This window comes from Nocardiopsis sp. FR4 (genome assembly GCF_009830945.1).
GTDB lineage: Bacteria > Actinomycetota > Actinomycetes > Streptosporangiales > Streptosporangiaceae > Nocardiopsis.
In genome coordinates this window covers 110,590-121,837 of sequence record NZ_ML776456.1, presented here as the reverse complement: position 1 = coordinate 121,837, position 11,248 = coordinate 110,590, and the positions used below count along the sequence as shown (strand labels likewise).

The following is an 11,248-nucleotide window of genomic DNA, read 5'->3' as shown; positions in this document are numbered from 1 at the left end:
TCCCCCGTCACCGGACCCGGCTTCAAGACCGAGATCCGCCGGGTCACCACCATCGACGAGTTCCCCCAGGACAACGAGTGGATCCGCAAGGAACGGGCCTGGCGCGAGGCCACCGGCCAGCTCTGAGGAGACGGCCGTCGCGGCGGGGAGGCGGTGGCGGCGGTCCCCGCCCGCGCAACGGTCCGCGGGGCGGCCCGAACACCCGGGCCGCCCGGACTCCGCCGCCGCAGTGCCGCCCGGAAGGACCCGCATGACACACCCCCCGCTCGCCTGGCCGTCGACCGCCCCGACCTTCGGGGAGGTCCGGCTGCGGGCCTTCACGGACCGGGACGTGGACATGCTGACGGATCTGTCCACCGATCCGTACGTGCCGCGGATCGGCACCCTGCCCGGCGACGCCGACGGCGACCAGGCACGCGCCTACATCACGCGGCAGCACGACCGGTTCCGCACCGGGACCGGGTACTCCTTCTGCGTCGCGGACCGGCACACCGACGAGGCCGTGGGGGTGGTCGGCCTGCACCTCGCGGCCGTCGCCGCGGGCCGGGCCGGCGCGGGGTACGGCGTCGCGCCGCGCAGCCGGGGGCGCGGGCTCGCGGGCCAGGCGCTCACCGCACTGACCCGGTTCGCCTGGTCCCTCCCGGAGGTGGACCGGATCGAACTCCACATCGAGCCGTGGAACCTGGGCTCGGTGCGCACCGCCGAGGCCGCCGGGTACGAGCGCGAGGGGCTCCTGCGCGGCCACCGGGACATCGGCGGCGACCGGGTGGACGTGCTCCTGTACGCGACGGTGAGGCCGGTCGGCCGGCGGGCGGACGGGAACGGTCGGGCCGTCCCACCGGGCACGGCCTAGGCGTCGTCGTCCTTCTCGGCTTCCTCGACCTCGCCGTGCATGGGCATCTCGAACCAGACCGCCTTGCCGTCCGGCGTCGGGCGCGAGCCCCACCGGCTGGCGAGCTGCTCGACCAGGTACAGGCCCCGGCCGCCCTCGTCGTCGGCGGCGGCACTGCGGATCCGGGGCAGCCGCAGGTCGTTGTCGAAGACCTCCACCCACACCGCGGACGCGCCGCGCCGCAGGCGGAGCAGGAACTCCTTCTCCGCGACCTCGGCCGGGGACTCGTCGGACTCCTCGGCCACCGCCTCCAGCAGGTCGGTCCAGTCCTCGTCGAACTCGTCGGGGCCGGCGGCGGCTCCGAGCGGGGTCTCCGAGTCCAGGACCCCGCCGCCGGTGAACTCGCGGTGCACCGGGTGCGGGGTGGCGTGGATGACCACGTTGGTGACGATCTCCGAGACCAGCAGGCAGGCCAGCTCCGCCTGGTCGCGGTCCATCCCCCACTCCTTGAAGGTGTTGGCCGCCAGGTGGCGGGCCTCGCCCACGGTGGAGGCCTCCGAGCGGAACCACCCCTCGCGCAGGGCGAGCGCCTCGAAGTGGCTGCGCACGACCAGCACGGCGGTGTCGTCGTGCAGTTCGCCCGGAACGCTGTACACGGCCGCCTCGGCGATCTGGTCCACGTCCTTGTCGGCGACCTCGGCCACCCGGTCGGCGAGCCGGCCCAGTGCCTGGTCGGGGTCGGCCCCGCCCTCCCCCGTGCTCCGGTCCACCAGGCCGTCGGTGTACATCACCAGGGTGGCGCCGAGGGGCAGGGTGAGGTCGGCCTGGTGGTAGACCACGTCCTCGCCCGAACCGCCCTTGGCGCGCACGCCCAGCATGCGGTCGGTGACCTCCAGGTCGAGCTTCTCCACCGAGTCGGAGGTGACCAGCAGCGGCGGGGCGTGCCCGGCGTTGGCGTAGGACAGCTCGCGCGACCAGGCGTCGTAGACCATGTACAGACAGCTGACGCTGGGGATCCAGGTGCCGCCGTTGCCGTCGTCCTGGCCGAGCTGGCGGACCCACTCGTCGAGTTCGCGCAGGATGTCGGCGGGCTCGCGGTCGGCCTGGGCGAAGGCGCGCAGCGCGGCGCGCAGCTGGCCCATGACCGCCGCGGCGTGCGGGCCCCGGCCCTCCACGTCGCCGATGACCAGGCCCACGCGCCCGGCCGAGAGCGGAATGGCGTCGTAGAAGTCGCCGCCGGCCTGGGTCTGGAGGCCGTGCCCGTGCGCGTGGAGCGGGGTGGCGGGCAGGTAGCGGTGGGCCAGGGTCAGGCCGTCCAGGGGGGGGAAGCTGCTCGGCAGCAGGCTGCGCTGGAAGGCGATCGCCGTGCTGCGCTCCTCCTCGTACAGCCGGGCGTTGTCGATGGCCAGCGCCACCCGGGAGGCGATGGCGCCGACGAGGTCGCGGTCGAACCCGCCGTAGGTGTTCTTCTGGCGGGGGGAGAGGCCGGACAGGGCCAGGGTGAGCACCCCGAGCACCTCGCCGCGGGCGCGCAGCGGGGCGGCGATGGCGGAGGTGATGCCGACCTGGCGGGAGACGAAGTCGGAGCGGCTGCTGGGCGAGCTCTCGAACACGTACTCGTTGCTGATCACCGCCTCCATGCGGCGCAGCGCCTGGGTGACGAAGTGGCGTTCGGGGTAGCGGACCTCGTCCCCGACGTCGTACCAGGTGCGCGGCGGGGGCGTCCACCCCTCGGCGTGCATGGAGACCTGTCTGACCAGGCGGTCGTGGTCGTAGAGGTCGATGAAGCAGTGGTCGGCGAACTGCGGGACCAGGATCCCGGCCACGCCCCGGACCGTGGAGTCGAACTCCAGCGAGCTGGACAGGCGGCTGCCGATCCGCTCCAGCAGCCCGTACTGCTCCTCCACCCGGCCGCTGCGCAGCGCCTCGCGGGCGATGAGGATGATGCCGTCGATCTCGCCGGAGTCGCCGCGCATGGGCACGGCCTGGGCGCGCACGTGGATCCACGTGGAGTCGCCGCGCAGGATGGCGAAGGTGCCCTCCCACGGCTCGCCGCGCAGCACCCGGCGAGCGAGCTGGGAGGCGTGCTCGCGGTCCGACTCGTGGATGCCGATGTCCAGGAGGGAGAGGCCGACGTAGTCGCGGCCGTCGACGAATCCGAAGAGCTCGCGCGCGAAGGGGTTCCAGTAGCGCAGCAGGCTGAAGCGGTCGATGACGACGATGGCGATCTGCGCCTGGTCCACCACGGCGGCCGTGGCGAGCGCGTCGCTCTCCCGGAAGGGCTCACCCCACCGTGTCATCTAGCCGCCACCTCGCCGTCATGAGCTGCACACATGCCCGCCCCGGGTACCCCGAACGACCGCACCTTGGGGCGAGCGTAGCAACACCGTCAACGTTCCCGCAGCGCAATGTGACAATCCCGATGAGCAACCAATCAACGTGTCCGTACGGTTTACGGCTTGGCGACGAAGATGTGCCCGGCGACCTGCGCGGAGAGTTCGGTGTCCCCGGACTCCGCGTCGATCAGACGGACCCCGTCGTCAGAGGCGCGCAGCACTACTTCCTGCCCCGGTTGTACCCCGGATTCACGCAAGGTGAGCATGATGTCGGCGTCCGACTGGATCTGCTCACTGATGCGGCGCACGGTGGCCGTGGTCTCGCTGTTACCCGCGACGTCGATCATCGGCACGATCGAGTCGTCGGTGAACGGCTCGGGGGAGTAGTCCTCCAGGCCCAGCTCGTCCAGGCCGGGGATCGGGTTGCCGTGCGGGCACACCGAGGGGGCGTTGAGCAGCGTCACCAGACGCTCCTCCACGGCCTCGGAGATGACGTGCTCCCAGCGGCAGGCCTCGATGTGCACGTCCTCCCAGGGCAGCCCGATGACGTCGACGAGCAGGCGCTCGGCGAGCCGGTGCTTGCGCATGACGTGCGTGGCCAGGCGCCGCCCCTCGGCGGTCATGACCAGGTGCCTGTCGTTCTCGACCCGCAGCAGGCCGTCGCGCTCCATCCGGGCCACCGTCTGGCTCACCGTGGGGCCGCTCTGGTGCAGACGCTCGGCGATACGGGCCCGAAGCGGGACGATCCCCTCCTCTTCGAGCTCGAAGACCGTACGGAGGTACATCTCCGTGGTGTCGATCAGCCCGTGTGCGGTCAAGTCTCCCCTCCCAAGGCGTCTGTGCCCGGCGCGCGGTCGCGGCGGACACGGCGGGTCTCTCTCAACACAGGCCGGGGCGTCGTCATTCCCAGGGGCCGAGTGGGGACCGGGGCGTCCGCAGGACCGCGGGAGCGACCACCGATACACGCAAGCATATCGCGCGGAGGAGGAGCCGAAATTCTGCGCGGTCTCACAATGCGGACACTTTCGCTCCCGGCGCAAGGGCCACAGGTCCCGGACGCACCGGGCCTTCGGCCCGTGAGGGGCATCATGCCTGCTCGCGGCCGTGGTCCCCTCCGCGTCCGCCCCGCGGCCCCGCGTACGGGACAGCGAAGATCACGCCGGAAGAACACCTGGTGGGCCCGGCACTCGGAGCTCGGAGCCGGTCCCGCCCCTCACGGGGCCAGGCGCTCGACCTCCCAGGTGTCGTCCCCGGTCCTGAGGTAGCGGAACCGGTCGTGCATGCGGTCGGCGCCGCCCTGCCAGAACTCCACCTCCTCGGGCACCAGCCGGTACCCGCCCCAGTAGGAGGGCCGCGGGATCTCCTCGTCCTCGGGCCACACCGAGTCGAACTCCCGGTAGAGGCGGTCCAGCTCGTCGCGGTCGGCCACGGGCTGGGACTGGCGCTCGCTCGCCCAGGCGCCGAGCTGCGAGCCGCGCGGGCGGGAGGCGAAGTAGCGGTCGTTCTCCTCGTCGCTGAGCCGCTCCACCCGTCCCGCCAGGAGCACCTGGCGCCGGATGGCGTGCCACGGGAAGACCGCGCTGGCCCGCGGATCGGCGTCCAGGGCCACACCCTTGCGCGAGGTGTAGTTGGTGAAGAAGCGCAGGCCGGTGCTGTCGTAGCCCTTCATCAGCACGGTGCGGGCGCGCGGCATGCCCGAGGGCTCGACGGAGGCGAGCACCATCGCGTTGGGTTCGGCCAGTCCGGAGAGGTAGGCCTCGTCGAACCAGAGCTGGAACTGCGTCATGGGGTGCTCGGCGAGCGAGGACCTTCTCAAGGGCTCTCCCGGGTACGGTTTGCGCAGTTCGGCGGGGTCTTGGTGGTCCACAGGGGGCATCCTCTCGCGCCGGACGCTCCCCGCGCCACCCGGCCGCGCCTCACACGCAGTCCGGGGCGGAGGCGGGCGGACTGGCACTGGTCCTGCCGCAGCTGGAGATCACGTGCTGGAGCTCGCCCCCGACCTCGGGCCCCACGAGCACGAGCTGCACCATGCGCTCGGGGTGCCAGTGGCCGTCGACGTCGGCCGCGAACGCGGTGTACCCGGACATGCCCGTGGTGTTTTCGATGTCCTTGATCTCCTCGAACAGCGTGTCGCGCACCGCCTCGTACTCCTCCTGGCCGCGCAGGAACGGCGGTCCCAGCAACCCCAGGTCCTGGAGGAGACCGCCCGTCGACGGGTCGGATGAGCCGCCCCCGGTACCGCTCCCGTCCTCGTCCCCACCGTCGTCCTCCTCTCGGTACAGCCCCTGCACGAGCCGGTCGACGCCTCTGTAGAAGGACCTGTTGCCCTCGGTGTCGTCGCCCGCGCCCCAGGAGCCGCTGGGCGCCAGCGGCGTGTAGAACACCGGGTGCCGGTTCGCGTCGCCGATGCGCTCGGCCTCGTCGGTGACGTACTTGGCGATGTCGTCACCGCCGAGGTATGGTCACGTCCCCGTTCACGCAGGCGTCGCCGCCGGTGCCCTGGATCTCTGTGCGGAAGGCCTCGAGGTCCTCCGAGCGGCCCGCGAAGTACACCAGATCCGGCGGGCCCTCGGTGCACAGCCGGTCCAGGTGGGCGCTGAAGGAGGCGTCCGCGTCCGGGTTCCCGGTCTGGTAGAGCGGCACGCCGTCCTCGTACTCCTCCTTCGCGCCCTCCCACACCCGGCCCCCGCCCTCCCCGTCGGTGAAGGCCGACATGAACTCCCGGACCAGGTGCGGGACGTACTGCTCGTAGGCCAGCCCCAGGAGCTCGCCCTGCACCCCCGCCAACGAGGGGTTGTCGGGGTCGGGGACGTACAGCTCGCCCAGGTAGGCGATGGTGACGTAGGGCTCGCCGCCAGCGTCCACGGCCTGGTTCTGCTCGTGGATGAGTTCGGTGACCTCCCGGAGCCGTTCGTGGAAGACGAAGTCGCCGAAAGGGCCGTCCAGCGCCATAGGACGGCGCACCTGCTTCGGAGGCGCGCCCAGCGTGAACGGCCGGGCCCGCGCTCGGCCCGGAGCCGGTCCCGCTCCTTCCGGGCCCCTCCGGCTGGGCCTCGTGCAGGGCCCGGACGACCTCGACCTGCGTGGTGACCGGCTCGTGCTCGGAGAGTTCCCAGGGTCGCGGCACCTCCTCCCCGCCGGTCTGCGGATCGGAGCCCTGGTCGGACAGGGGCAGCCGCGACCGTATCGCGTCGTATCCGCAGCGGCGCAGCCACAGCAGCGACCGCAGCCGGGAGATGCGGGGAGGCGGCGGGAGCTCGCGGTGACGCTCCGGTACCGGCGGACGACCGCGTGTCCTCGCCGCTGGACGCCTTCTCGGCCACTCGCGGGCACCTTCCACGGCTCGTGTCGCAACTCGTGTCACCCCCGACAGCGGCCCATTAGACAACAAAGCGCACCGAGGGTTCAGGTCTGTTCGCGGAATTGGTGTTGGCCCATACTGGCCAGAAATCTCCTGAATGTGACTTCGCGAGCGGGCCGTCACGTATTTTCACCGGTCCAACAGCGGCCCTGACCGGCGCTGTCGCCGCCGCGGCCACTACTCTGGAGACCGTGACCGACGACATTCAGATTCCCGCGAACCTGCTGCCCTCCGACGGCCGTTTCGGCAGCGGCCCGTCCAAAGTCCGCCCCGCCCAGCTCGACGCCCTGGCCGCCTCCGGCTCCCGCTACATGGGCACCTCGCACCGGCAGAAGCCGGTCAAGTCCCTGGTCTCCCGGGTGCGCGGCGGCGTGCGCGACCTCTTCTCCCTCCCCGACGGGTACGAGGTCGTGCTCGGCAACGGCGGAACCACCGCCTTCTGGGACATCGCCGCGCACGGCCTGCTGAGGAGCAGGTCCCAGCACCTGTCCTTCGGCGAGTTCTCCAGCAAGTTCGCGAAGGTCACCAAGGGCGCCCCCTGGCTGGAGGAGCCCACCGTCATCAGCACCGACCCCGGCAGCCACGGCGAGCCCGTCGCCGAGGCCGGGGTGGACGCCTACGCCCTCACCCACAACGAGACCTCCACCGGTGTGGCCGCCCCCGTCCGCCGCGTGGCGGGCGCCGACGAGGACGCCCTCGTGCTGGTGGACGCCACCAGCGGCGCGGGCGGCCTGCCCGTCGACATCGCCGAGACCGACGTCTACTACTTCGCGCCGCAGAAGAGCTTCGCCGCAGACGGCGGCCTCTGGATCGCGGTCATGTCGCCCCGCGCGCTGGCCCGCGTGGAGGAGGTCGCCGCCAGCGGCCGCTACATCCCGGAGTTCTTCTCGCTGGCCACGGCGGTGGACAACTCCCGCAAGGACCAGACCTACAACACCCCTGCCGTGGCCACGCTGCTGCTGCTCGCCGAGCAGCTGGAGTGGATGAACGGCCAGGGCGGCCTGGAGTGGACGGTGGCGCGCACCGCCGAGTCCTCCTCGGTCCTGTACGAGTGGGCGGAGAAGTCCCCGGTCGCGACGCCGTTCGTCGCCGACCCGGCCAAGCGCTCCCAGGTCGTGGGCACCATCGACTTCAGCGAGGAGGTCGACGCCGCCGCGGTGGCCAGGGTGCTGCGGGCCAACGGCGTGGTCGACACCGAGCCCTACCGCAAGCTGGGCCGCAACCAGCTGCGCGTGGCGATGTTCCCGGCGGTCGAGCCGGACGACGTGCGGGCGCTCACCGAGTGCGTGGACTACGTGCTCACCAAGCTGTCCTGACCCCCGCGCACCTCGTTGCACAATGGTGGCCGACCCGGATCCCGGGTCGGCCACCCCCTTTTCCCGGCTCTCGCTCTCCCAGGACGGTTCGACTGTGCGCAGGAACAAGAAGGAACCCCCCATCAAGATCATTTCGCACCGGGGCGCGTCGGGGCACCGCCCCGAGCACACCCTGGCCTCCTACGAGCTGGGGGCGCGCCACGGCGGCGACTTCATCGAGATGGACCTGGTGGCCACCCGGGACGGGCGGCTGATCTGCCGCCACGAGCAGGAGATCGGCCAGACCACGGACGTGGCCGAACGCCCCGAGTTCGCCGACCGGCGCGCCACCCGCACCGTCGACGGGCGCGAGGTGACGGGGTTCTTCGCCCAGGACTTCACCCTGGAGGAGATCCGGACCCTGCGCGCGGTGGAGCGCCTGAGGGACGTGCGCCCGATGAACGCCATGATGGACGGGACCTACGGGATCCCGATCCTGGAGGAGGTCATCGAGCTGGCGCTGGCGCTCACCGGGGAGCTGGGCCGTCCGATCGGGATCTACCCCGAGACCAAGCACCCCGCCTACCACGAGGCGCAGGGCCTGGAGTTGGAGCCGGTGCTGACCGAGGCCCTGCGCGCGGCGGGGCTGACCGGCCCGGAGCCGCGGGTGCCGGTGTTCCTCCAGTCCTTCGAGGCCGAGAGCCTGCGCAAGCTGACCGGGACCGGGCTGCCGCTCGTGTACCTGATGGGCACCGAGGAGCACTGGCTGCACCACACCACCCCGGACGGGCTGGCGGAGGTGGCCTCCTTCGCGCACGCGATCGGCCCGGCCAAGGGCCTGGTGATCCCGACCAACGAGGACGGCACGCTCGGCGAGCCGACCAGCCTGGTGGAGGACGCCCACGAGGCCGGACTCCTGGTGCACCCCTACACCTTCCGCAGCGAGAACCACTTCCTGCCCGCCGACCTGCGCTCGGACGGCGAGCCGGGCGACTACGGGTCCTTCGCCGCCGAGTACGAGGCCTTCTTCGAGGCCGGGGTGGACGGCGTGTTCACCGATTTCTCCCGGCACGCCTTCCTGGTGCGCGAGCACTTCCTGGACCCCCAGCCCGTGGACTGACCTCCCTCGGGGCGCCGTCCGCCGCTACTGGACGTCGAACTCGTTGCCCTCGGGGTCGCGCATGGTGACGTGCGAGGCCCCGGGCTCCTCCACGGTCCGCACGTAGGCGGCGCCCAGGCCCTCCAGCCGCCGGACCACCCCCTCCCTGCGGTCGGCGCCCACCCGCAGGTCGATGTGCAGGCGGTTCTTGACCGCCTTGGGCTCGGGGACGGCCACGAAGAGCACGCGCCGCCCCAACCCGAAGCCGGTGGGGCCGTCCACGGGGTCGTCGGGGTGGCGGATGGCGGCGGCCTTGACCCACGCCTTGCGCCCGTCGACCTCGGTGTAGTCCTCCTCCCCCGCCAGTCCGGCGGCCACCACGCGCTCGATGAGCGCGCTGTTGTCCTCGGGCTCGTACTCCAGCGCCGCCGCCCAGAAGCGGGCCAGGGGGATCGGTTCGGCGCAGTCCGCCACGAGCTGCCAGTCCACGGCCATGGTCGGCCTCCTCACTGTTGGCGCGGGCGCGGCCGCCCACGTGATTCCAGTTATACTGGTTACATGACACAGGCCACAACCGGTATGCCCATGAACCCCGGGCACGGGCCCGCCTACGTCTTCGACCCCGGAACCCTGTGCCTTGAGCTGCTCGTCACCGGGGGGCCGGGGGCGTACGCGGTCCACGAGAGCCTGCGCGGGCCCGGGGACCTCGCTGACTGGGCCGCGCGGTGCCGCCTGCGCCTGGACCCCGCGCGGGTCGCGGTCGGCGAGGCCGGGCTGACCGCGGCCAGAGCCCTGCGCGACGCGCTCTGGCGCGCGGTCCTGGCCCACGTCGGCGGCGGCCCCCTCCCCGCCGAGGACGTCGAGGCGGTCAACCGGGCCGCCGCCCGCCCTCCGCTGGCGCCGCGGATGGGCCCGGGCGGGGAGCGCTCCTGGGCACTGCCCGCGGACGCCGCCGCGGTGCTGTCCACGGTGGCCCGCGACGCCGTGGAACTGTTCACCGGCCCCCTCGCCGAGCGGATACGCGTGTGCGGTTCGCCCGACTGCGAGCTCGTCTTCGTGGACGCCTCGCGGCCCGGACGGCGCCGCTGGTGCTCCATGGAGCGCTGCGGCAACCGCGCCAAGGTCCGCGCGCTGCGCGCCCGACGCGAGGCCGACGGGCGGACCTGAGGTCCGCCGCCGGCGGACCCGACGGCTCAGCCCCGGCGGGCCAGCAGCACGATCCCGGCGATGACCAGCGCCGCCACCGCGGCACCGCCGACGATGAACGGCAGCGCGTCGCGGGCCTCGGGCCCGGCGGTGCCCTCCTCCTCGTCGACGGCGGACTCCTCCGCGGCCCCGCCGGCCTCCGCGGCCGCCTCCCCGGTCAGGTACCCGTCCTCCAGCGGGATCCGCCAGACCGGCGCGTTCGGGCCCTCGGTCCCGACCATGAGCGCGGCCCCGTCCGGGGTGAAGGCCAGGGACTCGCCCTGGTCGGACTCGGGCAGGTCGAAGGAGCCGAGCGCGGTGCCGGGCACGCCGTCGGCGGAGTCGTAGACGGTGGCCCCCCAGTAGGTGCGGATCGCGTAGCGGCCGCCGTCCGGGGCGAAGGCGGCGTCGGTGGCGAACAGCGGAGCGGAGTCGACCCGCTCCAGGACGTTCCCGCCCTCGGGGTCCAGGGTCTCGGGGGCCGCGTACAGCCCGCCGGAGAACTCCTTGGACACCACGTACAGCCGACCGTCGCGGGGGTCGACCATCATCGACTCGGCGTCGCGCCCGCCGTCCGCGTAGGTGAGGGTGAACACCGCCGGGTCGATCACCGCGTCGGCGAGCACCTCGGGTTCGGCGAACCGGTACACCCGCACGTCGGGCCAGCCGCCGTTGAAGTTGTCGCCGATGTCGCCCACGAGGACCGAGGGGGTCCCGTCGGGCGCCGCCACGACGGACAGCGCCTCCCAGTCGCGCCGCTCCACGCCCAGGGTGACGGTGGCGAGGGTGGCGCCCCCTTCGTCGACCGCGTACACCTCGCTGGGGTGGTCCCCGCTGTCGTTGTGCGTCCACCACACGCCCTCGTGGCGCAGGGAGGGCGCCAGCCCGCTGGACTCCGAGATCCGGGGGTCCTGGAACTCGAACGCGATCTCCGAGCCCTCGGGGCCCTCCCCTCCGCGCGGGTAGTCCACTCCGCCGGAACCGCTCGGCTCCTCTGGGAAGGCCAGGGCGGGGGACGCGGGAAGGAGGGCGAGGAGGGCGGTCGCGGCAAGAACACGGGGAGTTCTCATGACCGACATCCTGCCAGGGAACCGCCCGGATGGCTTGTACCCGGGCGGTAACGGGCACATTGGGCTTACG

The 11,248-nt window shown here is 72.5% G+C and carries 11 protein-coding genes and 1 pseudogene; 5 read left to right on the top strand and 7 right to left on the bottom strand.

What is annotated here, in order from left to right; genetic code table 11:
• Together FYW95_RS04245 and FYW95_RS04240 are read left to right on the top strand one after the other, a co-directional pair.
• A pseudogene (locus tag FYW95_RS04245) lies at nucleotides 1-126 on the top strand (transcription initiation protein); the annotation flags it as partial.
• A gap of 124 nt (nucleotides 127-250) precedes the next feature.
• On the top strand, nucleotides 251-853 hold the full coding sequence (locus FYW95_RS04240; protein WP_159943526.1) for a GNAT family N-acetyltransferase: 603 nt from the start codon (nucleotides 251-253) through the stop codon (nucleotides 851-853).
• Here the strand turns inward: FYW95_RS04240 and FYW95_RS04235 are convergent.
• From FYW95_RS04235 to FYW95_RS04215, 5 genes are all read right to left on the bottom strand, one after another.
• Complete coding sequence (locus tag FYW95_RS04235) at nucleotides 850-3,132, bottom strand: ATP-binding SpoIIE family protein phosphatase (protein ID WP_159943527.1); 2,283 nt, start codon at nucleotides 3,130-3,132, stop codon at nucleotides 850-852. The genes FYW95_RS04240 and FYW95_RS04235 overlap by 4 nt on opposite strands.
• A gap of 152 nt (nucleotides 3,133-3,284) precedes the next feature.
• Nucleotides 3,285-3,986 (bottom strand): iron-dependent transcriptional repressor DtxR, encoded by a 702-nt coding sequence (locus FYW95_RS04230; protein ID WP_159943528.1) that lies wholly within the window; start codon nucleotides 3,984-3,986, stop codon nucleotides 3,285-3,287.
• A gap of 395 nt (nucleotides 3,987-4,381) precedes the next feature.
• Nucleotides 4,382-5,035: a pyridoxamine 5'-phosphate oxidase gene (gene pdxH, locus FYW95_RS04225; RefSeq protein ID WP_159943529.1), complete on the bottom strand. Its 654-nt coding sequence runs from the start codon at nucleotides 5,033-5,035 to the stop codon at nucleotides 4,382-4,384.
• 49 nt (nucleotides 5,036-5,084) lie between these two features.
• Nucleotides 5,085-5,552, bottom strand: a complete 468-nt coding sequence (locus tag FYW95_RS04220; RefSeq protein ID WP_159943530.1) for a hypothetical protein — start codon at nucleotides 5,550-5,552, stop codon at nucleotides 5,085-5,087.
• A gap of 61 nt (nucleotides 5,553-5,613) precedes the next feature.
• Nucleotides 5,614-6,120, bottom strand: coding sequence for a hypothetical protein (locus FYW95_RS04215; RefSeq protein WP_159943531.1), 507 nt, complete (start codon nucleotides 6,118-6,120; stop codon nucleotides 5,614-5,616).
• A 600-nt stretch (nucleotides 6,121-6,720) separates the two neighbouring features.
• Between FYW95_RS04215 and serC the strand changes: the two genes are divergently transcribed.
• Together serC and FYW95_RS04205 are read left to right on the top strand one after the other, a co-directional pair.
• Nucleotides 6,721-7,845: a phosphoserine transaminase gene (gene serC, locus FYW95_RS04210; protein ID WP_159943532.1), complete on the top strand. Its 1,125-nt coding sequence runs from the start codon at nucleotides 6,721-6,723 to the stop codon at nucleotides 7,843-7,845.
• 94 nt (nucleotides 7,846-7,939) lie between these two features.
• Nucleotides 7,940-8,944 (top strand): glycerophosphodiester phosphodiesterase family protein, encoded by a 1,005-nt coding sequence (locus FYW95_RS04205; protein WP_160050019.1) that lies wholly within the window; start codon nucleotides 7,940-7,942, stop codon nucleotides 8,942-8,944.
• Between the two features lie 24 nt (nucleotides 8,945-8,968).
• On the opposite strand, the gene FYW95_RS04200 is transcribed toward FYW95_RS04205, so the two are convergent.
• Nucleotides 8,969-9,418 carry a VOC family protein gene (locus FYW95_RS04200; RefSeq protein ID WP_159943534.1) on the bottom strand — a complete coding sequence of 150 codons (450 nt, stop codon included), beginning with the start codon at nucleotides 9,416-9,418 and terminating at the stop codon, nucleotides 8,969-8,971.
• Nucleotides 9,419-9,481: 63 nt separating this feature from the next.
• Between FYW95_RS04200 and FYW95_RS04195 the strand changes: the two genes are divergently transcribed.
• Entirely contained in the window at nucleotides 9,482-10,090 is a 609-nt protein-coding gene (locus FYW95_RS04195; RefSeq protein ID WP_236567880.1) for a CGNR zinc finger domain-containing protein, read from the top strand.
• A gap of 26 nt (nucleotides 10,091-10,116) precedes the next feature.
• On the opposite strand, the gene FYW95_RS04190 is transcribed toward FYW95_RS04195, so the two are convergent.
• On the bottom strand, nucleotides 10,117-11,178 hold the full coding sequence (locus FYW95_RS04190; RefSeq protein ID WP_160050018.1) for a hypothetical protein: 1,062 nt from the start codon (nucleotides 11,176-11,178) through the stop codon (nucleotides 10,117-10,119).
• Nucleotides 11,179-11,248: the final 70 nt, after the last annotated feature.

What these genes read in the sequence shown, in the direction of transcription:
- FYW95_RS04240 (WP_159943526.1), top strand. Translation starts at nt 251, where the DNA reads ATGACACACCCCCCGCTCGCCTGGCCGTCGACCGCCCCGACCTTCGGG.
- FYW95_RS04235 (WP_159943527.1), bottom strand. Translation starts at nt 3,132, where the DNA reads ATGACACGGTGGGGTGAGCCCTTCCGGGAGAGCGACGCGCTCGCCACG.
- FYW95_RS04215 (WP_159943531.1), bottom strand. Translation starts at nt 6,120, where the DNA reads ATGGCGCTGGACGGCCCTTTCGGCGACTTCGTCTTCCACGAACGGCTC.
- FYW95_RS04200 (WP_159943534.1), bottom strand. Translation starts at nt 9,418, where the DNA reads ATGGCCGTGGACTGGCAGCTCGTGGCGGACTGCGCCGAACCGATCCCC.
- FYW95_RS04195 (WP_236567880.1), top strand. Translation starts at nt 9,482, where the DNA reads ATGACACAGGCCACAACCGGTATGCCCATGAACCCCGGGCACGGGCCC.
- FYW95_RS04190 (WP_160050018.1), bottom strand. Translation starts at nt 11,178, where the DNA reads ATGAGAACTCCCCGTGTTCTTGCCGCGACCGCCCTCCTCGCCCTCCTT.